This window comes from Nocardia sp. NPDC047654 (genome assembly GCF_043205035.1).
In the GTDB taxonomy this organism is placed as follows: Bacteria; Actinomycetota; Actinomycetes; order Mycobacteriales; family Mycobacteriaceae; genus Nocardia.
This window is the reverse complement of sequence record NZ_JBIDDF010000031.1, coordinates 1-23,477: the sequence shown is the minus strand read 5'-3', so window position 1 is coordinate 23,477 and position 23,477 is coordinate 1. Positions and strand designations below refer to the sequence as shown.

The following is a 23,477-nucleotide window of genomic DNA, read 5'->3' as shown; positions in this document are numbered from 1 at the left end:
CGGCATGACCGACGGGGGCGCTGCCGAGCCGGGCAGCCACGACTTCGAGACAGTTTCCGCCGAGACCGTCTACAGCGGCGCGATCCTCGCGTTGCGGCTCGACCAGGTGCGTATGCCGGGCGGCCGGGTCGTCGAGCGGGAGGTGATCGAACACCACGGCGCCGTCGCCGTGGCCGCGATCGATGACGACGGCAATGTGGTGCTGATCAATCAATATCGTCACCCGATCAGCAGGCGGCTGCTCGAACTGCCCGCGGGTCTGCTCGACGTGCCCGGCGAGGATCCACTGCTCGCGGCTCGCCGTGAGCTGGCCGAGGAAACCGGGTTGGCCGCCCGGGAATGGGCGGTGCTGGTGGACGTGGCGCTCTCGCCCGGGTTCACCGATGAAGCGCTGCGGGTCTACCTGGCGCGCGGTCTGTACGAAACCGACCGTCCGGAGCCGGAATTCGAGGAGGCGGATCTGGAAGTGGTCCGCATGCCGGTCGACGCGGCGGTCCGCGCGGCGCTGAGCGGCGAGATCGTCAACGCCACGGCGGTCGCGGGCGTGCTCGCGCTGGCGGCCGCGCAAGCGGGCGGCATCGAGTTGCGGCCGCCGGACGCACCCTGGGACGGTCAGCCCACGACCTTCCTCCGCCGCAAGGCGGCCGAGAAGTCCGGAGACTGACCGGACGTGCTCGGTCGCGAGCTCGACGCCTATCTCGACCACCTCGCCGTCGAGCGCGGCGTCGCGCCCAACACATTGGGCGCCTACCGGCGTGACCTCGGGCGCTACCTGGATTTCCTGTCCGGGCGCGGCATCCGCTCGCTCGACCGGGTCGCCGAGTCCGATGTCGCCGAGTTCACCATGGCGCTGCGCTCGGGCGATCAAGGGCACCCGCCGCTGGCGGCGAGTTCGGTGGCCCGCGCGCTGATCGCGGTGCGCGGCTGGCATCGCTTCGCCGCCGCGGAGGGGCTGACCGACACCGACGTGGCGCACGCGGTGAAGCCGCCCGCGCCGGGGCGCAGGTTGCCCAAGGCGCTGCCCTACGACCAGGTCCTGCGTTTGCTGGAGGCGGCCGGCGGTGGCTCGGGAGATCCCGCGGCGGGTGTCGACGGCGGCCCGCGCGGCCTGCGCGACCGCGCGCTGCTGGAAATGCTGTATTCCACCGGCGCCCGCATCTCGGAAACGGTCGGATTGGACGTCGACGATCTCGACCTCGGGGAACGGTCGGTCGTGCTGCGCGGCAAGGGCGGGAAACAGCGCCTGGTGCCGATCGGACGGCCCGCCCTCGCCGCCGTGGACGCCTACCTCGTCCGGGGACGGCCCGTGCTGGCCGCGCGGGGAAAGGGCAACGCCGGGGCCCTCTTCCTGAATGCCCGCGGCGCCCGGCTGTCCCGGCAGAGCGCCTGGCAGGTCCTGCACACCGCCGCCGAACGCGCGGGCATCGCGGCGGCGGTGTCGCCGCACACCTTGCGCCACTCCTTCGCCACCCATCTGCTCGACGGTGGCGCCGATGTCAGGGTGGTGCAGGAATTGCTCGGCCACGCCTCCGTGACCACGACCCAGATCTACACCCTGGTCACGGTCAACACCTTGCGCGAAGTCTGGGCTACCGCACACCCCCGCGCCCGGTGAGATCTTCGCGCTCCGCGGCACACCATGACGCGAGACGAGTTGACCGGCAGAGCCTTTCGGGGCAAAGGTGGTCTGGTCGTGCTTGCGCCGGGCGCCGTGCACGCCTTCGGCGACGCCGCCGACGGGCCCGCGGAGTTCCTGGCTGTGCTCACACCCGGTATCGTCCGCTTCGAATACTTCCGGCGACTCGGCCGGATCGCGCGCGGGGAGGCGGACTGGGACAGCGTGATCGAATTGCGCGATGGCGTTGACCAGCGCCGGACGAACACGCCGCACGCAGGCGCGGCACTCGAGTGCCGTCAAGCGGTAGCGTCTATCCAGAGCTGGACCGCACGAAAGCGAGGTCGGCCCTGATCGGCCTCGCTACGCTCGGCGAGGCAACGGGCAGGAACGTATAAGGAGCAGCGGATCGTGACGACAGCCGGAGCGGCAGAGCCGCCGATGGGTGCTGGGGCGGAGCCGCTTACGGGCTCGCGACCGGGTCCGTACTCGGACGCCGCGGCGGAAACGCTGTGGGGCCACGGAGTCGAGCCGGTCCCCGAGGACGCGACGCTCGGCCCGACCGGGCGACCGTTGCGGCTGGTGCCGGATCCGCCGCCGGTAGGCGAGCACGGTGACGCGTTGATCGTGGCCATGTGCAACCAGAAGGGCGGGGTCGGCAAGACCACCTCCACCATCAATCTCGGTGCCGCGCTGGCCGAATACGGCCGCCGGGTGCTGCTCGTCGACCTGGACCCGCAGGGCGCGCTGTCGGCCGGTCTCGGCGTCGCCCACCACGATCTCGACTCGACCGTGCACGACCTGCTCATCGGTTCCAAGGTGTCCATCGATGACGTGCTGATGCAGACGCGGGTCCCGAACTTGGACCTGCTGCCGAGCAACATCGACCTCTCCGCCGCCGAGATCCAGCTCGTCAACGAGGTGGGCCGGGAGCAATCGCTCGGCCGCGCGCTGGAGCCGGTGCGCAACCGCTACGACTACATCCTCATCGACTGCCAGCCTTCGCTGGGCCTGCTCACGGTCAACGCCCTGGCCTGCTCGGACGGCGTGATCATCCCGATGGAGTGCGAGTACTTCTCGCTACGCGGGCTCGCACTGCTCAACGACACCGTCGAGAAGGTGCGGGACCGGCTGAACCCGCGGTTGAGCCTGTACGGAATAGTGGTCACCATGTTCGACTCTCGACTGCTGCATTCCCGCCAGGTCATGGCGCGCGTCGTCGAGGTGTTCGGTGAGCTGGTCTACGACACCGCCATCGCGCGCACCGTCCGTTTCCCGGACGCCAGTGTCGCGGGCGAGCCCATCACCACATGGGCGCCGAAATCGAGTGGCGCCGAAGCGTATCGGTCGATGGCCCGGGAAGTCATCCACCGATCCGGCCGGTGAGCGGCCGCTCCGACCCCTCGTCTGCGTCCCACCACGACCCGTCCGGCCAGGGGTCTTCCTCGGCCGGATCGACCTCCACACCGGACGACCGCGAGCCCGATACCGCCGGGCCGGACCCGACCGCTCCGGGGAACGCACCCGCGCTCGGTAACGCGGCAGCCGCGTTCATCGCGGCGGGCCGGGACGCGGCGCCCACGCGCCCGAACCCGGCCGTCGTCGGGGGCGTCGCCGGACCGACCGCTCCCGAACCGGACTATGACGGCCCACCTTCCCGGGACAGTGCGGACGAACCGGGCACGCATCGCACCGAGGCGGTCGCGCGGGAGGTCGCCGAGGCGAATGCCGCCCGGGCCGCCGACGCGGACACGCCGGACTCCGCGCCTGAGCCGGTCGGCCGAGGGGCGGACACACTCCGTCGTGAGTCGGAGGTATCCGGCTCCGACCCGGGGACACGCGGTCCGGTGCCCGAGGTGGCCCACTCCGGCCTGGAGGTGTCCGGCTCCGTGCCCGACGCGCCCGGTGCCGCTTCGGCCACACCCGGCTCCGAGCCGGACACACGGCCGGGGAAGGAGGCGCAGGCGGACGAGCCGCAGGCGTCCGGGTTCCACCTGCGGCTGAGCAACTTCGAGGGGCCGTTCGACCTGCTGCTGACCCTGATCAGCTCGCGCAAGCTGGACGTCACCGAGGTGGCGTTGCACAAGGTCACCGACGAGTTCATCGCCTACACCAAGGCGCTGACCGCGAGCATGGCGCGGCAGAACACGTTGCGTGCGGACAAGATCTTGGATCAGACCACCGAATTCCTGGTCGTCGCCGCCACGTTGCTCGATCTGAAGGCGGCGCGGCTGCTGCCGTCCGGGGAGATGACCGACGCCGAGGACCTCGAGCTGCTCGAGGCGCGCGACCTGCTGTTCGCCCGGCTGCTGCAATACCGCGCGTTCAAGCAGGTCGCCGAACTGCTCGGGGAGCTGGAGGCGGCCGCGCTGCGCCGTTATCCACGCGCGGTCGGCCTGGAGGAGCGCTACGCCGGCCTGCTGCCCGAGGTTAGGCTGGGTGTCGGGGCGGCCGAGTTCGCCGAGATCGCCGCGGCGGCCTTCCGGCCCCGTCCGGTACCCAAGGTCGGGCTCGACCACTTGCACACGCACGCGATTTCGGTGGCCGAGCAGGCGGCACTGGTGCTGGAGCGGCTCAAACAGCGTGGTGCGGGTGCGTGGACCTCCTTCGGCGAGCTGGTCGCGGACTGCGAGCTCCCGGTGCAGATCGTCGCCCGCTTCCTGGCGCTGCTCGAGCTGTATCGCGGCAAGACGATCGAGTTCGACCAGCCCGATCCGCTCGGTCCCTTGGCGGTCAGCTGGATCGGCGAGGAGGCCGCGCAACAGACGGAAACCGTGACAATCGAGGAGGACTACGGGTGAGCGAGCACAGCGCGCGATCGCGCCCGGACAGCGGCGAGGGGCAGTCGTGAGTGAGGCAGTGGTGGAACTCACCCCCGAGCCGCTGGAGGACGCCGATCTGCGTTCGGCGCTGGAGGCCATGCTGCTGGTCGTCGACGCTCCCGCGCCGGTGGACCAGCTCGCGGCCGCCCTCGGCGACAGCCCGCAGCGGGTCGAGCACACCCTGCGTGCGATGTCCGCCGAGCTGTCGGCGCGGTCCAGCGGGATAGATCTGCGTTTCGTCGGTGACGGCTGGCGCTTCTATACTCGCAGCGAGTACGCGCCGTATGTGGAACGGATGCTGCTCGACGGCTCCCGATCGAAACTGACCCGGGCGGCGTTGGAAACACTGGCGGTGGTGGCATACCGTCAGCCGGTGACCAGGACCAGGGTCAGCGCGGTGCGTGGCGTGAACGTCGACGGGGTGATGCGCACCCTGCTGGCCAGGGGCTTGATCGCCGAGGCAGGCGTCGACCCGGAGACCAACGGGACGCTGTACCGCACCACCGAGCTGTTCCTGGAACGGATCGGGCTCGCTTCGCTGAGCGACCTGCCGCCACTGGCGCCCCTGCTTCCGGGCGTCGACCTGATCGATGAGATCAACGAGAGCCTGGAGACGGACCCCCGTTACACCAGGTTGAGGAAACCCGCCGAGGCCGATTTGGACCTCGGTACCGCAGAGTGACAGGACATCATGAATACGCCCGCTCGCCGAGATGGCACACCGGATCGTAGGAAACGCGGCGCACAGCCCGAACGAGGCGGCGCGAGCCGCAACTCGGGTTCGCGCGACGCCCGTTCGGCCCAACGGGGCACGAGCGCCCGAGGCGCCCAGCAGGCAGGCGCGGGCCGCGGATCCGCCCAGCGCGGATCGGCGCAGGCGCCGAGCCCGCAGCGACACCCGGCCCCGGCCGGCAAGAAGAAGCCCAAGCCGCAGCGGCAGGTCACCGCGCCGCCGCTGCTGAGCAACGCCAAGCCCGCGCGCCACCAGAACGTGGAGCCCGACGCGTCCGGCGGTCACGCCAAACTCCCCTGGGGCGAGGGGGAACGGTTGCAGAAGGTCCTCGCCAAGGCGGGCGTCGCGTCGCGGCGGGCCGCCGAGGAGATGATCGCGCAGGGCCGCGTCGAGGTCGACGGCATGATCGTGCGCGAGCAGGGCCTGCGCATCGACCCGCAGCACGCTGTGGTGCGCGTCGACGGCACCCGCGTGGTGGTGCGCGAGGAACTGGTGCACGTCGCGCTGAACAAGCCCAAGGGCTGGCAGTCCACCATGTCCGACGATTTGGGGCGCCCCTGCGTCGGCGACATCGTGGCAGAGCGGATCGCCGCCGGTCAGCGCCTCTTCCATGTCGGAAGGCTGGATGCCGACACCGAAGGCCTGCTGCTGCTCACCAACGACGGCGATCTGGCGCACCGGCTCATGCACCCGTCCTTCGAGGTATCGAAGACCTACCTGGCCACGGTGCAGGGTGAGGTGAACAACCGCGCGGTCGGCAAGCGGTTGAAGGAAGGCGTCGAACTGGAGGACGGTCCCGCAAAGGTCGACCGCTTCCAGGTGCTCGAGCTGGGGGAGGGACGTTCCCTGGTGAAGATCGTGTTGCACGAGGGGCGCAAGCACATCGTGCGCCGCCTGCTCGACGCGGTGGGCCATCCGGTCGTCCGGCTGGTCCGCACGAATATCGGCCCGGTCGCGCTCGGCGACCAACGGCCCGGCACGTTGCGGGTGCTCGGCCGCGATGAGATCGGCAAACTCTACGAGGCGGTGTCGTTGTGAACGGTGTGGAGATCCCGGTGCAGGCGCCGGCGCGGCCGGCCGGTACGAGCCCGCTGGTGGTCGCCATGGACGGGCCGTCGGGCACCGGGAAGTCGAGCGTCTCGCGGCGCCTGGCCACCCGCCTCGGCGCCCGCTACCTCGATACCGGCGCGATGTACCGGGTGGCGACGCTGCGCGTGCTGCGCGCGGGCATCGAGCTGACCGACACCGCCGCCATCGCCGCCGCGGTCAAGGAACTGCCGCTGTCCATCGGCACCGATCCCAGCCGCGAGGTGATCGAGCTCGACGGGGAGGACGTGCGCTCGGAGATTCGCGGTGACGCCGTGACCAAGGCCGTGTCCGCGGTGTCCGCGGTACCCGAGGTGCGTGACCTGCTCGTCGCCATGCAGCGCGACATCACGGCGGCCGCGGGGCGGATCGTGGTGGAGGGCCGCGACATCGGCACCGTCGTGCTGCCCGCCGCGGACGCCAAGATCTACCTGACCGCGTCCGCCGAGGCGCGGGCGCACCGGCGCAATCAGCAGAACATCGCCGAGGGCCGGGGCGACGACTACGCGGCCGTGCTCGCCGACGTGCAGCGCCGCGACACCCTCGACTCGACCCGCAAGGTGTCCCCGCTGCGCCCGGCCGAGGACGCGGTGCGCGTCGACACCAGCGAACTGTCCATGGACGAGGTCATCGACGAGCTGTATCGCGTTGTCGCGCAGCAGGTCTCGGCGTACCGGACCGGAGGTGACCGATGAACGAGGACGTGCTCGCCGGCGACGGCGTCTGGAGCGACGAGGCCGACTGGGAGCTGGCCGAACTCGAGGGCGAATTCGAGGACCGAGCGCACGTCGCGATGCCGACGCTCGCGGTGGTCGGCCGCCCGAACGTGGGCAAATCGACGCTGGTGAACCGGATTCTCGGCCGCCGCGAGGCGGTCGTGGAAGACATTCCCGGCGTGACCCGCGACCGCGTGTCCTACGAGGCGAATTGGGCGGGCCGCCGATTTCTCGTTCAAGACACCGGTGGCTGGGAGCCCGACGCGAAGGGGCTGCAGCAATCGGTGGCCCGCCAGGCCGAACTGGCCATGCAGACCGCCGACGCGATCCTGCTCGTGGTCGACGCCGTCGTGGGCGCCACCGCGACCGACGAGGCCGCGGTGCGGAAACTGCGCCGCTCCGCCGTCCCGGTCATCCTGGTCGCCAACAAGGTCGACGACCAGCGGGTGGAAGCGGAAGCGGCGGCGCTGTGGTCGCTCGGACTGGGCGAGCCGCGCATGGTCAGCGCCGCGCACGGCCGCGGCACCGGTGACCTGCTCGACGACGTGCTCGCGGTGCTCCCCGAGACGCCGCGTGAAGGGACCGGCGGTGTCGGCCCGCGTCGTGTGGCGCTGGTCGGCAAGCCGAACGTCGGCAAGTCGAGCCTGCTGAACAAGCTGGCCGGCGACGAGCGTTCGGTGGTGCACGATGTCGCGGGCACCACGGTCGACCCGGTCGACTCCCTCGTCGAGTTGGGCGGCAAGATCTGGAAATTCATCGATACCGCCGGGTTGCGCCGCAAGGTGAGCAATGCCAGCGGCACCGAGTTCTACGCCTCGCTGCGCACCAAGTCGGCACTGGAGGCGTCGGAGGTGGCGATCATGCTGATCGACGCCTCGCAGCCGATCACCGAGCAGGATCTGCGGGTGATCAGCATGGTCGCCGATTCCGGGCGGGCGCTGGTGCTGGCGTTCAACAAGTGGGACCTGGTCGACGAGGATCGCCGTCTGCAACTGGACCGCGAGGTCGACCGCGATCTGGTCCGGGTGCCGTGGGCACAGCGGGTGAACATCTCCGCGCACACCGGCCGCGCGGTGCAGAAGCTGGTGCCCGCCATGGAGACCGCACTCGAGTCCTGGGACAAGCGCATCTCGACGGGCAGGCTCAACACCTGGCTGAAGGAAGTGATCGCCGCCACCCCGCCGCCGATGCGCGGCGGCAGGCTGCCGCGCGTGCTGTTCGCCACCCAGGCGACCACCCGGCCACCCACGTTCGTGCTGTTCACCACCGGCTTCCTGGAGGCGGGTTACCGGCGCTTCCTGGAACGCAGGTTGCGCGAGGAGTTCGGCTTCGACGGCTCGCCGGTGCGCATCTCGGTGCGGGTGCGGGAGAAGCGGGATCGCAAGAAATAGAGAGCAGTCAGGCTAACTATTAGCGATCAATTTCGGCAGCACGCCTCGGGTAAAGTTACCTAATAGGAGACCTTATCTTCTCGGGTCGATGACGATCCGCGCGTAGCGGTGCGATTGTGGCAAATGGCTGGCATCATCCGCTTATGGCCATTCCCAGCGTGCTGCCGGAACCACCGGCCGTCCTGACTCCTTTCGAGACGGGATGGCCGGTGCGTCTCGCCGACACCGATCGCGACCAGCGGCTGCGGCTCGACGGTGTCGCGCGCTACCTGCAGGACGTCGGCTACGACCATCTCGATGTCCTCGAGGACGGCGATATCCATCGGCTGTGGGTGATCCGCAGGACGGTGGTCGACGCGCTGAAGCCGCTCGCGTTCGGTGAGTGGGCGACCCTGCGGCGCTGGCCCTCGGCGACATCCACCCGGTGGTGCACGATGCGGGTCCAGATCTGCGGTAGCGCGGGCGGGTTGGTGGAGACCGAGAGCTTCCTGATCCATTTCGGCACCGAGTCGGGGGTCCCTGCCCGGATGAGCGACCGGTTCCTCGCGCCGATGCTGGCCTGCACGACCGAGCATCGGCTGCGCTGGAAAGCCGAACTCGCCGACCCCATGCCCGCCGCAGGGGATCCCGGCGTCGAGATCAGGCGCTTTCCGCTGCGAGCGACCGACATCGATCTGCTCGACCACATGAACAACGCGGTCTACCTCACCGCGCTCGAGGAAGTGCTCGCCGATCACGCCGACCTCAAGTCCGGTCCGCACCGTGTGGTGGTCGAGTACGGCAAGCCGGTGCGATCGGGCGAGGACGTCGAGCTCGTGGCCCGGTGCACCGACTCCAGCCTGGATGTCTGGTTCGCGGTCGGCGCCGACTGCCGGGCGATCGCCCGCGTCACCCCACGCTAGCGGGCCAGTTCCTCGACGGTGGCGTGGGCGCCTCTGGTGCGCAGGCTGTCCAGCGCGGCCAGATACGCGGTCACGAACCGGGGATGGTCGATCAGGTCGCCGAACAGCGAGCGCTCGCCGAGGAAGGCGGTGGGCTGTTGGCGTTGGCGCCGCGCGAGGGGAGTCAGCCGGTCACCAAGCCGGTCCACGATCTCGATCTTCGCCCCGTGCTCGTCGACACCCTCGGCGTAGCGCGCCCAGCTCGCGACGACCGCCGCCGCGCAGTCGATCTCGCCGCCGGTGGCGAGCTGCGCCCGGACCACCGGCAGCAACCACTTCGGGATCCGGTCGGAGGACTCCGCGCACAGTCGGGCGATGGTGTCGCCGATCGCGGGGTTGGCGAACCTGTCCAGTAGCGTGCGCTTGTAGGCGTCCAAGTCGACCCCGGGTACCGGTCGCAGCGTCGGCGTCGCCTCGGCGTCCATATAGCGCAGCAAGAAGCGCCGGAAGACCGGATCCTGTGCGGCTTCGTGGACGAGCCGGTAGCCGCTCAGATATCCGAAGTAGCACAGCGCTTGGTGGCTCGCGTTCAGCAACCGCAGTTTCATCAGTTCGTACGGCGTGACGTCGTCGACGACCTGCACCCCGACTTCCTCGAAGGCAGGGCGGCCGAGTCCGAACGAATCCTCCAGCACCCACTGCGCGAACGGTTCGGTCACCACCGGCCAGCGGTCGATGAGCCCGTACCGCCGCTCGACCTCGCCGGTCGCCCCGGCGGGGGTCACCGGGGTGATCCGGTCCACCATCGAATTCGGGAAGCGCACCTGCTCCGCCACCCAGGATCCGAGCCCGGGATCGCGCAGGGCGGCGAACGCGCCGAACATCCGGCGCGCGACGTCGCCGTTGCCCTCGATGTTGTCGCAGGACAGCACGGTGAACGGCGCGAGACCCGCTGATCGGCGCCGCGCCAGCGCTTCGGTGACGAGCCCGAAAACGGTGGTGGGCGGGGCGCTGCCGGCGAGATCGGCGCGGATGCCGGGGTCGTCGGCGTCGAATTCCCCGGTGGCGGCCGCGATGTGGTAGCCGCCCTCGGTGATGGTGAGCGAGACGATCCGGGTGACCGGATCGGTGAGCTTCGCCACGACGGCTTCGGGATCATCGGGCGCGTACCGGTACTCGACGAGGGAGCCGATCGCGCGCGTGGTCCAGGCGCCGTCCGGCGCGACCGTCGACAACGTGTACAAGCCGTCCTGCGCCCGCAGCACATCGCGCATCCGGCGATCGCCGGGTAGTACGCCGACACCGCAGATGCCCCAGTCCTGCCCGAGTCCGCGCTCGAGCAGGCGGTCGACGTACATCGCCTGGTGCGCTCGATGGAACCCGCCGACCCCGAAATGCGCTATGCCGGTCGAGATCCGGGATCGGTCATAGGTCGGTGTCGAGACGCGACCGGCGAACTCCGTCAAGGTCGCCGCCCGCAAGGGCGTCGCGGTCCGTTCCGCCATCACGCACCTCCCCGTGTTGTGTGGATCACACCATAGTGCAGCGGCGGTTGCGGACCGGCCCGGCGCGGCGGGGTCGGATCGTCACCGCCGCCCCGGTGCGGTGCGGTCGCGCCTGGGTCACCCGTGCACTCCGCACGGGCCGCCGGAGACCCGTGCGGGGCGCCGGGGCGCCCACCCCGTTTCCCGTCCGCTGGACCTACCGGGAGGTTTATCGCGGCATGACTGGGTAGACCGTCGATGACCCGGATGAACGGCAGAAAGGTTCGAAACGATGTCCCAACCCATCACCAGTACCTTGGACCCGGAGCAGCAGCGCATCGCGGGCGAGACCCTGCAGGACACGGTGGTCGACCTGATCGACCTGTCGCTGATCGCCAAGCAGGCGCACTGGAACGTGGTCGGCTCGAACTTCCGGTCGGTGCACCTCGCGCTGGACGAATTGGTGACCGTGGCACGGGAGTTCACGGACGCGGCCGCGGAACGCGCCACCGCCGTCGGGGTCAGCCCGGACGGTCGAGCGGGAACCGTGGCCAAGGATTCCGGCGCGATCGGTATCGGTGAGGGCTGGCAGCAGGACACCGACATCATCGACACGATCGTCGGCAACCTCGCCGCGGTGATCAAGCGGCTGCGTGAGCGGATCGCGGCCACCGAGAAGGCCGATCCGGTAACCCAGGATCTGTTCCTGGCGATCGCGGCGCGACTGGAGCAGTTGCACTGGATGTGGCAAGCGCAGCTCGCCACGGTCTGATGCGGGTGATCACATGCGCGTTCGGCGCGCCCGCCACCGAGACCACCACGGTCGCGGTGCGGATCCCCGCCGACGCGCGACACCTGGCCCTGGTCCGTGCGATGACCGACACCGTCTGCCTGGTCGCCGACGTTCCGTTCGACGCGGCCGCGGACATCCGCCTGGCGATCAACGAGGCGGCCACCATGCTGCTGGTGGGCGCCGCGCCCGGCTCGATGCTCGGCTGTGCGTTCACCTACGGCGCGGAACGGATGAGTGTGCGCGTCGATTCCGTCGCCGCGTTCGGTGACGAGGTTGCCGAAGGCGATCCGTTGAGCTGGGAACTCGTGCGCATGCTCACCAGTTCTTTGTCGATTTCTCGTGACCCTTTTGATTCCGAGATCGGCGGGTATCCGACCGTTATCGAATTCAGTTGGGAACGAGGACCATTTGATGACACGTGAGTTCACGACCGACGGGAATGGCACGACGGGCCGTAAGCGCGCAGGGGACAGCTACGACAACATCGAGCCGTGGTTCGAGAAGATGGCCTCGATGGAGGAGGGCGATCCGCATCGCGCCGCGCTGCGCGAGGAGGTGACGCGACGGTGTCTCCCGCTCGCCGAACACATCGCCCGCAAGTTCTCCGGCCGCGGTGAGTCCTACGAGGACCTGCTGCAGATCGCCCGGGTCGGGCTGGTGCTCGCGGTGGACCGGTTCGACGTCTCCCGCGGCAGTTCCTTCCTCGGCTTCGCGGTCCCCACCATCATGGGCGAGGTCCGCAGGCACTTCCGGGACAACACGTGGTCCTTGCGAGTTCCGCGCAGGCTCAAAGAGATTCAGCTGCGCATCGGCCCGGCCACCGAGACGTTGTCGCACCGCCTCGGGCGGATGCCGACGGCGCGGGAGATCGCCGAGGAGTTGGACGTCGAACTCGGCGAGGTCACCCAGGCGCTCATCGCGAGCAACGCCTACCAGACCAACTCGCTGGATGCCGGTGGCCGCGAGGACGGTGACGGTGCGCCGCAGGCGCTCGCCGACACGCTCGGTGCCGAGGAGCCGTGCTACGACCTGCTCGAGCAGGCGATGGCGGTGCGTCCCCTGATCGCCGAGCTGCCGCCGCGCGATCGACAGGTGCTGATCATGCGCTTCTACGAGTGCCGGACCCAGACTCAGATCGCGGAAGAACTGGGCGTATCTCAGATGCAGGTGTCGCGCATCCTCGCCCGGATCCTGGGCGAGCTGCGCAAGCGCGCGCTCGGTTCCGACGAACTCGCCTCGCGCGCGGCCTGACTTCCCTACGGACGGGGGCGGGCGGCCGAGCCGGTCATCGGGGTGGCGGACACCTCGCCCGTCCAGCCGCACGGCAAAGCGCAGCTGGCGATGACCTTGGTCTCCATGTCGCCGTTGTCGTAGTGCAGCGTGGTGCTCTCCGCGTAAGCGGGATAGCCGCACGCTCGGCATTTGCCGAAGAAGTCGAGGATCTCCTCGGCGCGGGAGTGCGCGATGCGTCGTGCGGGGTTGTGGTCCATAACCTCTCCAGCCAGCGGGCGGTCCTGCCGAGCAGGCATCTGCGACGTTAGGATCGGCCGTCGCCGCCGGGCGGGAGTTTCGGTGATCGTTGGGTTCATTCACAGGCGTCGCGCGGGGGATTTGGGCCGGTTCCCAGCCCCAGGTGAATGCTGGGCAATCGCAGGGTATTTCCTGCGTGTCGCTGGTAGTGGCGGCGAGGCCCGAGCTACTTGACCTTACCTGTGACTGACGTTACAAAGGAGCTACCCGCCGACCCGAAGTTCTTCGAACCGGCCGACGAGAAGTGCACAAGTTGGTTACCGACGTCATCGATGTAGTCGCCGAATTCGCTATCGCCCGCAAGACCATCTGGGACCTGCTGCTCGAACCGCAGACGTATCCGCGCATGTTCACCGGTATCGGCGCGTGTGAGCAGATCCAGTCGGCCGACGGGAACGTGGTCTGGCAGATGCGCGTCGGCACCTACGAGTCCGGTATCCGCACCCACCAGATCCGAATCAGCGTGGGCCGCTGGTATGAGAGCTTCGAGATGCAGTACGCCGCGCTGGGCAGCTTCGCGTCGGTGCGACTACACGGCGACGAGGAGCGCACCAAGATCACGGTCACCTTCTTCGCGCCCAGCCGCGTGCACCCCCGCGTGGCGGAGCTGTCCAATGTGGCGATCGCGGAATGGACCAAGAGCGGACTGAAGCGGGTGGCCGACGTCGCCAAGGGCGCGCGGACCTCCCTGGTGGTCAACGGGGAGGATTCGCCGATCCGGCGCAACGCGGGCGTCGCACGACAGATGGTGGCCAGCGGCGTCGTGCTGCCGGTTCGTCTCGATCGCAGTTTCAAACAGCTGCGTTCACTGGCGAAGTGGGGTTTCAACCTGGCGGGCGGATACGCGGCGGGCGCGGCGTACGCCCCGGACCGGGTCGCGATCATCGACGACCACGGCACCCGCTCCTTCGCCGACATGCACGAGCGGACCAATGCGCTGGCAGGCGCGATGGCCGCGCACGGTCTCGGCCCCGGTGACGCCATCGGACTGCTCGCGCGCAACCACGCGGCGATGGTCGAATGCATGGTCGCCGCGGGAAAACTCGGCGTGGACGTCGCCCTGCTGAACGCCGGGCTGGCGGGCCGCACCATCGAGGAGATCGTCCAGCGCGACCGGCTTTCGGCGCTGTTCGTCGACGGCGACCTGGAGGAGTTGGTGCGCTACCTGCACGCCGACATCCCGCGCTACAACACCGACGAACGACCCCCGGTGCCCGAGCGGACAACCGTGGATCAACTCGTGGCCGAGGGGCACACCACCTTCCGCACGCCCGCCCAGCCGGGGCGGCTCATCGTGCTCACCTCGGGGACCAGCGGGACGCCGAAGGGAGCGCGCAGGCCGCACCCGAAGGGCTTCGGGTCCATCGCGGCCTTGTTGTCGCGCATCCCGATGCAGATGAACGAGACCATGCTGATCCCGGCGCCGCTGTTCCACACCTGGGGGCTGGCCGGGCTACAGCTGAGCACCGCGCTACGCGCGACCGTGGTGCTGACGGGACGGTTCGACGCCGAGGACTGCCTGCGCAGCATCGCCGAGCACCGGGTCAACACGGTGATCGTCGTGCCGACCATGGTGCAGCGCATCCTCGATCTGCCCGCGCACGTGCGCGCCCGCTACGACACCTCCAGCCTGCGGCACATGATCAGCTGCGGCGCGCCGCTGGCGGGTGCGACCGTCGAGCGATTCATGGCGGCATACGGCGACGTCCTCTACAACGTCTACGGTTCCACCGAGGTCTCGTGGGCGACCATCGCGACCCCCGCTGACCTGCACACCTCACCGACCACGGCCGGGCGCCCCCCGCTGGGCACCAAGGTCGCCGTGCTCGGGCCGGACCACCGGAGGTTGCCGATCGGCGCCACCGGACACATCTTCGTCGGCAATCACATGCTGTTCGACGGTTACGTCAACTCGGCGCCGCCGGAGGAGGCGCACGGCATGCTCGACACCGGCGACCTCGGCTATCTGGACGCCTCGGGCCGGTTGTTCATCGCGGGCCGGGACGACGAGATGATCATCTCCGGCGGCGAGAACGTCTTCCCGCGCCCCGTCGAAGAGGCGCTCGCGCACTTGCCGCAGGTCAGCGACGTCGCGGTGGTCGGTGTGCCGGACCACGAATTCGGGCAGCGGCTGGTGGCCTTCGTGGTCAAGCGCGAAGGGTCGGGGCTCGATTCGGACATGGTCCGCACCTACATCCGCAACCGCTTGAGCCGCTTCTCGGTCCCGCGTGACGTCACCTTCCTCTCGGCGCTGCCGCGCGGCGACACCGGCAAGATCCTCAAGCGCCTGCTGGCCGGCCCCGGTGCGGCGAAGCCGGAGCTGCCGCCGTCGATCAACGGACTCGGGACGGCGAGTTCCTCCTGACCTCCGAGCGGTGATCCGGCCGCCCGGCCGCTGTCGGCTCGCCGCTGGGCGGGGGCCCGGTCAGTAGACGGTGTCCTCCAGGTCGGTCAATGCGGATTCCAAGTGGTCGAGCAGCCTGGCCACGTCCGGCACGCTGCGGCGGCAGGCGACGATGCCGATGTCCAGGCTGTCGGCATTGCTGGTGAGGGTGATGTTCACCGCCTGCCCGTCCAGGGGGATCGACAGCGGATAGCTGGCGGCGACGCGCGCGCCGTTCCAGTACTGGGGCTCGCGCGGCCCCGGAATGTTGGAGATGACGACGTTGAACGGCGGGCTGGTCAGCGCGACCGTGGCGGGGAGCAGCAGCGACAGGGCGAGCGGACTCAGGGTCAGCGCCGAGAGCGAGACCGCCTGCACGGGGGAGAGCGTGCGATAGATCTCCTTGCTGCGGTGCATCGACGAGCTGATCGCCGCCAGCCGCGCGGCCGGGTCGGGCAGGTCGGTGGCGAGATTGCACAGCAGCGCCGCCACCGCGTTGCCCCCGCTGCCCCCGTCGTCGGAATCGGGGCGCAGCGAGACCGGAACCATGGCGATCAGCGGCTTGTCCGGCAGGGCGAGGTGTTCGAGCAGATAGGTGCGCAGCGCGCCCGCCGACATGGCCAGCACCACATCGTTGAGCGTGGTGCCGGTCATCTTCTTGACCTGGCGGATCCGGTCCAGCGGCCACGAGCGGGCGGCGCAGCGGCGGGCTCCGCCGATCGGGACGTTGAACATGGTGCGCGGTGCGGCGAAGGGCAGCGTCAGCTGTTGCTCGACCAGCGCGGTGCGGGCCAGGCGCAGAGCCGAAGCGGCCGAGCCCGCTGCGGCGAACAGCGCACGCGCGCGGGAGCCGAGGGTGTGCCTGCGCGGTGCGTGCTCCCGGTGCCCGGTCGACGGCGGCAGATGCCAGGGCACCAGCGCGGCACCGGACTCGGGATCGGTGCTGAGCGTGCGCTGTAACAGGCGCTGCGCGCCGACGCCGTCGATGAGCGCGTGGTGCATCTTCGCGTACAACCCGACCCGGTCGCCGGCGAGCCCTTCGATCAGGTGCGCTTCCCACAGCGGCCGGTGCCGGTCGAGCAGGGTGCTGTGCAGGCCGGCGGCCATCTCGGTCAGGGCGTCCAGGCCACCCGATTCCGGCAGCGCCCACCGTTGGACGTGGTAGTCCAGTTCGACGGCGCTGTCCACGGTCCAGGCCAGCTGGGGAGTGCCGAGCAGGCGAGCCGGGCGCTTGCGGAACATGGGGTGGAAGTCCTGGTCGGCCGCCAGCGTCGCGTGCGCGCGCCGGGCGAACTCGGGTCCGGTGCCGTCCGCGGGATCGAAGATCGACAGCGAACCGACATGCATCGGGTGCTCGCGCGATTCCGCGATGAGGAACAGGGCGTCCACCGGCGAGATGAATTCCATGGGCAGTTCCCTCCTGGCGACGCCGCGACTTCGCCACGGTCTGGATCAGGACGTGGGGGAAGGTCGGCGACGGACGTGCCGGACTGCTCATGGCGCGGGCCACCCGCGCCGGTCGAACGACGATCCACCAACCGGTGATTCGATGCCGAATCCGGACCGGCTGGGCGGTTCGCCGCGGATTGTGCGTCTCGGGCTCAGGACAGGCGGCTGACCGGCCAATCCTGCGGCAGCTCGAGGCGTTCGCTGATCATGCTGATCGCGGAGTGCAGCGCCTGGATCTCGTCGACGCCGCTGGCCAGCGACGCACCCTGCTCGCTGATGTGGAACCGGCACAGATGCTCGCGCCGGTCGGCCGCGAGGTACGGCCTGCCGATGATGATCGACAACGAGCTGTCGGCATCGCGCAGCGTGCGGGCCGCGATCAGAGCTTGCGACTCGTGCTCGGCCGTCGTGGCGGCGCACGAAGGGCGGGTGGGGGCGGCGGGGAAGCCGGGGTCGCACGGTTCGGTCACCGCGAAGTGCGCGCCGTGGCTGTTGGCTTGCCGCAGCTCCTGAGCGATCTCCTGGAAAGCGCGGTACAGCGCGGCGATGGAGTCGGGGCCGTGCGCCCATCGCTCGCCGATGCCCTGGATGCGGAATCCGCACACCACGCCGGTGGCGCCCGGTGCCATCTGCGGTTTCCCCACCTCGATCGACACTTCTCGCGTGGCATCGGCGACGGTTCGGGTGGCGATCACCTCCCTGATACGTCGCCATTTCGTGCTCGCGATCGCACCGCCGTGTTCGGACTCGCGCACTGCGGACGTGGTCGTGTCACCAGTGACCCGCGCCGGTATCGCTCTCATGAATTCTGGAGTACCCAAGTAGGCCCCCGGTTTATCCTGCGGTTCGAGGTGACCTGGGCCGCAGAGCGGAGACACGCCGGATCGGCAAAAGGGCTACCGGACGGTTAACGCGCCTCGGGTTTGGCAGGCTGTCGCCGAGGTGTGATGGTGGGGCCGCGACGATGAGGAGGGGCGGACGAAGTGGTAACGATTGCGCAGTTACGAGCGGTTCTGTCGATTCTGCGCGTCGACCCGGACGAGGTCGGCGGGTGGTTGGGTGGCACGGGTCTGCGCGGTCCGGACGCCGAACGGGTCCTACTGATCGGTTTGCTACACCGGATCGCGAGCAGTGAACTGCGTCAGGTCGTCACCACGACGATGGACGAGGAGGAGGCCGCCAAGGCCGCCGCGGTGAGCACCTTCCCGGTGAACGGCGAGAACCCCACGGAGCAGGTGCGTTTCGACGCGCACTGGCTGCACGACCGGATCGGCGCGCTGGCGGCGGGCACCACCGTGGAGCCGGTGCCGGTCCTGTTGGACGCCGCCGCGCGGTCGACGGACGCGGCCGAGACACTGCTGCTGCTCAGCCGCAACCCGCGCGGCCACGACGCGGATACCAGATGGGAGCGAGCGCTCGACGATCTGGGGCGCGCCTATCACCTGATCAACGACGAGCGCGTGGGCCGCTCGAACACGACGACCGCGCCGCTGTAGCGGCGCGGTCGTCGGAGGTCTCGTCCCGGTGGCGTGGTCGCCGCCGCGACGAGGTCACCTGGGTGGTGCGGGTGTGACCTGGACGGGCTTGTCGGCGAAGCGGGTGGTGCCCTCGGCTGCCTGCAGCGTGGTGAGCAGGTCGACACCCGCCACGACCAGGGTCGGTCCGCCGACCGCGATGGTTCCGAGGATGCCGCCGAGGCTCGCGCCGGTCAGCAGACCGGCCACGCACCCGACGGCGATGGTGACCAGGCAGCCGATCGTGGCGCCGATGGCGGTGCCGATGAAACCGCCGATGGCGGTGGCGAGTCCGAACTGGCTGGCGAATTCGTCACGGGCACGCTGGTTCTCGGTCATGGACGCGACCGGTTTGGCGACCAGTGTTTCGGTGGGGGCTATGCCTTCCGGCCTGGTCGGCTTCAGCTCCAGCACCGTGCTGTCCTTCTTCACTTCGGGATGCACGGGAATGGCGGTGCCCGCGATCCGGAAGTCCAGCGGCAACGTCATGGCGACGTGGCCGTCCTCGGCGCGGATGTCGACCACGTCGATCACTCGAGCGATGTCGGCGGGGGCGCCGGTGTGGTCGACGAGCACCCCGTCGCGCTCGGTTAGTCGAGCGTTCTCCGCACCGGCGGGCTGATCGCGCAGCGCTTTGGACAATTCGAAGGTTCCGCCCCGGAGCGCGGCGACCACCGTCTGTTCGACGATCCTGGCCGAGTAGGTGATGTCGGGAGCCGGCTCGGCGTGAGCGACGCCGGAGCCGATGGTCAGCGAGCCGATGGCGAGTATCGCTGCCGCAGTGATGCCGCGGAGTTGCATGATTCGTCCATTCCTTCATCGGGTTCACACCTGCGTCCAGCACGGCCGGACCCGCGCACTCCGGCGGCGCAAGAGCAGTCGTCCAGGTCGCTGAGCAGCCTAGCAGCGCATGCAGCTACCGATGAGCGTTCCGGCTCGGCCGGTCGGAGATATCGAAAAATTCTCCGACCGGCCGGGTTTCGCCTCGGGCGATCAGCGCGCCGCGGCGAGTTCGCGCGCCTGCTCGTCGCCCAGGATCGTCGCGCTGGTGCCGGGGGGCCAATCGAGTGCCGCGTCGAGCCGGTCGAGCACCTCGGCGCTGGGCCGCGGATTGCGGGACCGCTCGATCTCGCTGATCACCTTGGCCGGCGGGCCGCCGTTGCCCGCCACGTCCGCCTGGGTCCACTTCATCTCCCGCCGCCGCGCGCGCACGCGCGCGGCGAGCGCGTCGAGATCGAGCGCGAAAACCGCCTCGACCTCGGCCGCGACGACATCGTCCGCGACGACATCGTCCGCGACGACCTCAGCCGCCGCCGGCGCTTCGTGCTCTTCGGCTTGGCGCTTCTCCCGCAGCATTCCGCTGGTGATCAGCCTGGACCGTTTCCGCCTACCCATTTTCGCCACACGCTCTCCCATCCTCTGTCGAGTCGATCGATTGCGTCGCACTGCCGCGGCGGGCGAGCCCCGCCGCGCCGGGAACGCTGAACATCATGGGGGAGTGTGGGTGCGGACCCCACTCGACGCGCCGGGCGCGAGGTCAGTGCGCCTGGTCCTCCGGCTGGAGAATCAGCACCGGTATCTCGCGTTCCGTCCAGGACTGGTAGGCGTCGAAGTCCGCGTAGAGGGCGACGAGCAAGGGCCACAGGCGCTTCCTCTCCTGCGGGGTCGCCACGCGGGCGCGGACGCGGCGGTGCTCGCGGCCTATCTGCACCCGGGTGGTGGGATGCGCCGAGAGATTGAAGTACCACTGCGGATGGTTCGGCAATCCGCCTTGCGAGGCGACGACCACCAGGTCGGCGCCGTCCACCAGATACAGCAGCGGGACGGTGAACACCTTGCCCGATTTGCGGCCGCGATGCTCGAGCAGCAAGGTCGGCACCGGCTTCCGGAAGCCCGCGCCGATCCGCCATCGCCCGCCGATGCGTCCTCCGGTCCGGCGGAAGACCCAGACCTGTGCCTTCGACATGTACTTGATGAGCGCCCCGACGAGCGGCGAATCGAGATTGCGCGGGCGGTTCGGCGTCATCGGACGCTCCGCTCGGCCGGGCGGGAACGGGGTGCGGCGCTCGAATCGGCTGCGATGAAGAGTGATTGATCCATACCTTTGTCCGTAGTATCGTCCAGACAGATGTCCGGTTACTATTCCACAGACGCGCGGCGCGTGTCGCAGGGGTATCGGAAACCGGTGACCAGCACGGTGGAGGAAACATGAATCGGGTCAGCGGTAAAGTCGTCCTGGTGACCGGCGCGGGGCGGGGGCAGGGCCGCAGTCACGCGCTCGCCCTGGCCGAAGAGGGCGCCGACATCATCGCCTTCGACATCTGCGCCGACATCGCCAGCAACGACTACGCGCTGGCGACAGAGGCGGACCTCGCCGAGACCGAGGACCTGGTCGCGAAGACCGGCCGCAGGGTGGTGGCCCGGAAGGTCGACGTGCGGGATCGTCCCGCGCTGCACGAGGCGATCGGGGCCGCCGTCGCCGAACTCGGGCGCTTGGATGTGGTGGTGGCCAACGCCGGGATCTGCCCGCTCGGCCACCATGTGCCGCTGCAGGGATTCGTCGACGTCTTCGACGTCAACTTCGTCGGCGTGGTGAACACCGTGCACGCCGCGCTGCCGCATCTGGGGGCGGGCGCCTCGATCATCGTGACCGGCTCGGTGGCGGGTTTGGTGCCGCAGACCGGATTCAACGGCCAGCAGGCGCTGCAAGGCCCGGGCGGCGACGGCTACGGTCTGTCGAAGAAGATGATCCGTTCCTACACGCAGACTTTGGCCTTGACACTGGGGCCGAGTTCGATCCGGATCAACGCGGTGCACCCGACCAACGTCGACACCGACATGCTGCACAACCCCGGCATGTACCAGATCTTCCGTCCGGACGTGCAGCACCCGACGCGGGAGGACGCCGAGGTCACCTTTCCGTTCATGCAGGCCATGCCGATTCCCTTCGTCGAGTCCTCGGACATCTCCCACGCGGTCACGTTCCTGGCCTCCGACGAGTCGCGTTATGTGACCGGCTTGCAGATGTTCGTCGACGGCGGGGCGTCGCTGAAACTGGGGCTGGCGGGGCAGTGACGCGAAACGCGCTGCGTCACTTCAGGATGAGCATCGCGGACCGCTCGATGCGGTCCGCGATGTCCGAATACGATTCGTAGCCCATCCCGGCGTGTACCAGCGCGCCCGCGTAGAGTAATTCGAGCGATTTCAGAATATCCTCGTCGGGACTTCCGGACAGCGCATGCGCCAGGCGGGCGCGAATTTCCAAACCGATGCGCGCGCGCAAATGTTCGACATCCGGATCGCGGCCGAGCAGCGCGCTGGTGACCGCGCCGGACAATTCCGGTTCGTCGGCGACGAGCAACGCGATGCTGCGGAGTTCGGCGATCACGCGCACGGTGACGTCCGCGTCCTCGCTCACCGGCGAGGGCGTCGCGCGCAGCCTGCGCCAGAAGATCTCCGCGACCAGGTGTTCCTTGGAGGAGAAGTAGGTGTACGCGGTGGCCGTGCCGACTTTCGCGTTGGCGGCGACCATGCGGATGGTCAGGCCCGCGAACCCCTCCCGGGAAAGCACTTCCAGCGCCGACCTGGTGAGCTTCTCGACGGTGTCGGCCTGTTTTCCGGACAAGCGCCGCCGCGTCGCCTCGACGGTTCTGGAATCGCTTTCGGACATGTGTCTAGATGGTAGTGTCGTTATTCTGTTCGAGCAACGTGCACGCTGCGGAAATCGCTGTGTTTCCGGCCACGGTGAAATTGTTCGACGGCCGCGGACACCGCGGCCGGTTATCTCACGCCGAGCGGCCGGCCGATGTCCGCGAGTTTGCCGGACAATCGCTCGAGGTAGCCGAGAATCGCGGGCTCGTCCTTGTCCGGCAGGCCGTACACCACATCGGTGACGCCCCCGAGTTCCCACTCGGCCAGGCGCGCGGCGTCGGGTTTGTAGTCGAGAGCGACCACGCGCGGACGTCCGGTCCGCCCCGCCTGCTGCCAGATGTCGTGCAGCAGGGCGAGTCGATCCGAGATCTCCGTTTCCCCCGGTGTGGTGATCCATCCGTCGGCGGACTCGGCTATCCATCGGAACGTACGTTCGGTGCCCGCCGCGCCGATCAGTACCGGCACCGAGCGCCGCACCGGTTTCGGCCAGGCCCAGCTGGGCCCGAAGCTCACGTACTCGCCGTCGTAGCTCGCCTCGTCCTGGCTCCACAGTGCCCGCATCGCCGTCAGATACTCGCGCAGCACCGTGCGCCGCTTGTTCGCGGGCACGCCGTGATCGGCGAGTTCGTCGGTGTTCCAGCCGAATCCGGCGCCCAGCAGGACCCGTCCGCCGCTGAGGTGGTCGAGTGAGGCGATCGTCTTGGCCAGGGTGATCGGGTCGTGCTCGACCGGGAGTGCGACGGCGGTGGCCAGCTCGATTCGTTCGGTGACGGCGGCCGCCATGGACAGCGCCACCCATGGGTCGAGCGTGCGCAGGTATCGGTCGTCGGGTAGCGACGCGTCGCCGGTCTGCGGATGCGCCGCGCTGCGCGCCACCGGGATGTGGGTGTGCTCGGGGACGTAGAAGGAGGCGAATCCCGCCTGCTCCGCTGCGCGGGCGGCCGGGGCGGGGGCGATGCCACGGTCACTGGTGAACAGGACGATGCCGAATCGCATGGGAACCCCTGTCTTGTCGGGTCGTTCGGTGTGGTGCTCGGTCTTTCGCCGGTAAGCGCCTCGGTGGCGCTCCTGATGGCGCGCGTTCCGGGTCGGAGACACCGGTGCGGCTCGGCAGCCGAGCATATGGACAGCTGTTCGGACTGTAGTCCGATCATATACGGCCTGCAAGAACGCGTTCTCGTTTTCGGTCCGGCGTGGCGTGTGCCGGGGCGCTGGGTCGCGGTTTCGAAGAGATCGTTCGTTCGGGATTGTCCTGAAAATCCGTCAGTGGTAGCGTCCAGACACATGTCCAGCTATGTGTCTCTCCGAGTGGAAGCCGGACCGCTTCCCGTTGAGAACGTGTTATCGGTTTCGGAGTGTGGGTGATGACCGCCGCGGTGGAGCCGGTGACGTTCGATCCGTATGACTACGGGTTTCACGAGGATCCGTA

Annotated in this window: 25 protein-coding genes; 16 read left to right on the top strand and 9 right to left on the bottom strand. The window is 69.2% G+C overall.

Annotated features, from left to right (window positions below; all coding sequences use genetic code 11):
- The first annotated feature begins 4 nt into the window (after window positions 1–4).
- The 10 genes from ACGF7Y_RS35905 to ACGF7Y_RS35860 all read left to right on the top strand — a co-directional run bounded on the left by ACGF7Y_RS35905 (window position 5) and on the right by ACGF7Y_RS35860 (window position 9,265).
- Window positions 5–664 carry an NUDIX domain-containing protein gene (locus ACGF7Y_RS35905; RefSeq protein ID WP_393242185.1) on the top strand — a complete coding sequence of 220 codons (660 nt, stop codon included), beginning with the start codon at window positions 5–7 and terminating at the stop codon, window positions 662–664.
- 6 nt (window positions 665–670) lie between these two features.
- A complete protein-coding gene (xerD, locus tag ACGF7Y_RS35900) occupies window positions 671–1,615 on the top strand; it encodes a site-specific tyrosine recombinase XerD (RefSeq protein WP_393242182.1) in 945 nt (314 codons plus the stop codon).
- Between the two features lie 78 nt (window positions 1,616–1,693).
- Window positions 1,694–1,969: a hypothetical protein gene (locus ACGF7Y_RS35895; RefSeq protein WP_393242179.1), complete on the top strand. Its 276-nt coding sequence runs from the start codon at window positions 1,694–1,696 to the stop codon at window positions 1,967–1,969.
- 87 nt (window positions 1,970–2,056) lie between these two features.
- Window positions 2,057–3,001 carry a ParA family protein gene (locus ACGF7Y_RS35890; protein ID WP_393242217.1) on the top strand — a complete coding sequence of 315 codons (945 nt, stop codon included), beginning with the start codon at window positions 2,057–2,059 and terminating at the stop codon, window positions 2,999–3,001.
- A 491-nt stretch (window positions 3,002–3,492) separates the two neighbouring features.
- Window positions 3,493–4,416, top strand: coding sequence for a segregation and condensation protein A (locus ACGF7Y_RS35885; RefSeq protein WP_393242215.1), 924 nt, complete (start codon window positions 3,493–3,495; stop codon window positions 4,414–4,416).
- A gap of 46 nt (window positions 4,417–4,462) precedes the next feature.
- Complete coding sequence (gene scpB, locus ACGF7Y_RS35880; RefSeq protein ID WP_357130119.1) at window positions 4,463–5,119, top strand: SMC-Scp complex subunit ScpB; 657 nt, start codon at window positions 4,463–4,465, stop codon at window positions 5,117–5,119.
- A gap of 9 nt (window positions 5,120–5,128) precedes the next feature.
- Window positions 5,129–6,208 (top strand): pseudouridine synthase, encoded by a 1,080-nt coding sequence (locus ACGF7Y_RS35875; protein WP_393242176.1) that lies wholly within the window; start codon window positions 5,129–5,131, stop codon window positions 6,206–6,208.
- A 65-nt stretch (window positions 6,209–6,273) separates the two neighbouring features.
- A complete protein-coding gene (gene cmk, locus ACGF7Y_RS35870) occupies window positions 6,274–6,951 on the top strand; it encodes a (d)CMP kinase (protein ID WP_393242213.1) in 678 nt (225 codons plus the stop codon).
- Entirely contained in the window at window positions 6,948–8,363 is a 1,416-nt protein-coding gene (gene der / locus ACGF7Y_RS35865; protein ID WP_063053696.1) for a ribosome biogenesis GTPase Der, read from the top strand. The genes cmk and der overlap by 4 nt, the downstream gene beginning before the upstream one ends.
- A gap of 143 nt (window positions 8,364–8,506) precedes the next feature.
- Window positions 8,507–9,265, top strand: coding sequence for an acyl-[acyl-carrier-protein] thioesterase (locus ACGF7Y_RS35860; protein ID WP_393242173.1), 759 nt, complete (start codon window positions 8,507–8,509; stop codon window positions 9,263–9,265).
- Here the strand turns inward: ACGF7Y_RS35860 and ACGF7Y_RS35855 are convergent.
- Window positions 9,262–10,749: a mannitol dehydrogenase family protein gene (locus tag ACGF7Y_RS35855; protein WP_393242170.1), complete on the bottom strand. Its 1,488-nt coding sequence runs from the start codon at window positions 10,747–10,749 to the stop codon at window positions 9,262–9,264. The two genes, ACGF7Y_RS35860 and ACGF7Y_RS35855, sit on opposite strands and share 4 nt — an antisense overlap.
- Before the next feature lie 271 nt (window positions 10,750–11,020).
- Here ACGF7Y_RS35855 and ACGF7Y_RS35850 point away from each other — a divergent pair, with 271 nt between their 5' ends.
- The 3 genes from ACGF7Y_RS35850 to ACGF7Y_RS35840 are packed head-to-tail and all read left to right on the top strand — an operon-like array spanning window position 11,021 to window position 12,772.
- A complete protein-coding gene (locus tag ACGF7Y_RS35850; RefSeq protein ID WP_393242167.1) occupies window positions 11,021–11,500 on the top strand; it encodes a Dps family protein in 480 nt (159 codons plus the stop codon).
- Entirely contained in the window at window positions 11,500–11,943 is a 444-nt protein-coding gene (locus ACGF7Y_RS35845; protein WP_393242164.1) for an anti-sigma factor, read from the top strand. The genes ACGF7Y_RS35850 and ACGF7Y_RS35845 overlap by 1 nt, the downstream gene beginning before the upstream one ends.
- Complete coding sequence (locus tag ACGF7Y_RS35840) at window positions 11,933–12,772, top strand: RNA polymerase sigma factor SigF (protein ID WP_063053691.1); 840 nt, start codon at window positions 11,933–11,935, stop codon at window positions 12,770–12,772. The genes ACGF7Y_RS35845 and ACGF7Y_RS35840 overlap by 11 nt, the downstream gene beginning before the upstream one ends.
- 5 nt (window positions 12,773–12,777) lie before the next feature.
- Here ACGF7Y_RS35840 and ACGF7Y_RS35835 read toward each other — a convergent pair whose 3' ends face one another.
- Window positions 12,778–13,011, bottom strand: a complete 234-nt coding sequence (locus tag ACGF7Y_RS35835; RefSeq protein WP_393242161.1) for a hypothetical protein — start codon at window positions 13,009–13,011, stop codon at window positions 12,778–12,780.
- A gap of 293 nt (window positions 13,012–13,304) precedes the next feature.
- Here ACGF7Y_RS35835 and ACGF7Y_RS35830 point away from each other — a divergent pair, with 293 nt between their 5' ends.
- Entirely contained in the window at window positions 13,305–15,416 is a 2,112-nt protein-coding gene (locus tag ACGF7Y_RS35830; protein ID WP_393242211.1) for an AMP-binding protein, read from the top strand.
- Window positions 15,417–15,476: 60 nt separating this feature from the next.
- On the opposite strand, the gene ACGF7Y_RS35825 is transcribed toward ACGF7Y_RS35830, so the two are convergent.
- Window positions 15,477–16,841 (bottom strand): wax ester/triacylglycerol synthase family O-acyltransferase, encoded by a 1,365-nt coding sequence (locus ACGF7Y_RS35825; RefSeq protein WP_393242158.1) that lies wholly within the window; start codon window positions 16,839–16,841, stop codon window positions 15,477–15,479.
- A 194-nt stretch (window positions 16,842–17,035) separates the two neighbouring features.
- Window positions 17,036–17,638: a DUF6968 family protein gene (locus tag ACGF7Y_RS35820; protein ID WP_357045510.1), complete on the bottom strand. Its 603-nt coding sequence runs from the start codon at window positions 17,636–17,638 to the stop codon at window positions 17,036–17,038.
- A 228-nt stretch (window positions 17,639–17,866) separates the two neighbouring features.
- On the opposite strand from ACGF7Y_RS35820, the gene ACGF7Y_RS35815 reads away from it, so the two are divergent.
- Entirely contained in the window at window positions 17,867–18,379 is a 513-nt protein-coding gene (locus ACGF7Y_RS35815; RefSeq protein WP_040866182.1) for a hypothetical protein, read from the top strand.
- Window positions 18,380–18,433: 54 nt separating this feature from the next.
- On the opposite strand, the gene ACGF7Y_RS35810 is transcribed toward ACGF7Y_RS35815, so the two are convergent.
- From ACGF7Y_RS35810 to ACGF7Y_RS35800, 3 genes are all read right to left on the bottom strand, one after another.
- On the bottom strand, window positions 18,434–19,198 hold the full coding sequence (locus ACGF7Y_RS35810; RefSeq protein ID WP_393242154.1) for a hypothetical protein: 765 nt from the start codon (window positions 19,196–19,198) through the stop codon (window positions 18,434–18,436).
- Between the two features lie 192 nt (window positions 19,199–19,390).
- Window positions 19,391–19,753, bottom strand: coding sequence for a helix-turn-helix domain-containing protein (locus ACGF7Y_RS35805; RefSeq protein ID WP_393242151.1), 363 nt, complete (start codon window positions 19,751–19,753; stop codon window positions 19,391–19,393).
- Window positions 19,754–19,934: 181 nt separating this feature from the next.
- Entirely contained in the window at window positions 19,935–20,423 is a 489-nt protein-coding gene (locus ACGF7Y_RS35800) for a nitroreductase family deazaflavin-dependent oxidoreductase (RefSeq protein WP_393242148.1), read from the bottom strand.
- A 182-nt stretch (window positions 20,424–20,605) separates the two neighbouring features.
- Here ACGF7Y_RS35800 and ACGF7Y_RS35795 point away from each other — a divergent pair, with 182 nt between their 5' ends.
- Window positions 20,606–21,472: a mycofactocin-coupled SDR family oxidoreductase gene (locus tag ACGF7Y_RS35795; protein WP_393242145.1), complete on the top strand. Its 867-nt coding sequence runs from the start codon at window positions 20,606–20,608 to the stop codon at window positions 21,470–21,472.
- Between the two features lie 16 nt (window positions 21,473–21,488).
- Here the strand turns inward: ACGF7Y_RS35795 and ACGF7Y_RS35790 are convergent, their stop codons facing one another.
- Together ACGF7Y_RS35790 and ACGF7Y_RS35785 are read right to left on the bottom strand one after the other, a co-directional pair.
- Complete coding sequence (locus tag ACGF7Y_RS35790) at window positions 21,489–22,067, bottom strand: TetR/AcrR family transcriptional regulator (RefSeq protein WP_393242142.1); 579 nt, start codon at window positions 22,065–22,067, stop codon at window positions 21,489–21,491.
- 110 nt (window positions 22,068–22,177) lie between these two features.
- Complete coding sequence (locus ACGF7Y_RS35785; protein WP_393242139.1) at window positions 22,178–23,044, bottom strand: LLM class F420-dependent oxidoreductase; 867 nt, start codon at window positions 23,042–23,044, stop codon at window positions 22,178–22,180.
- Window positions 23,045–23,477: the final 433 nt, after the last annotated feature.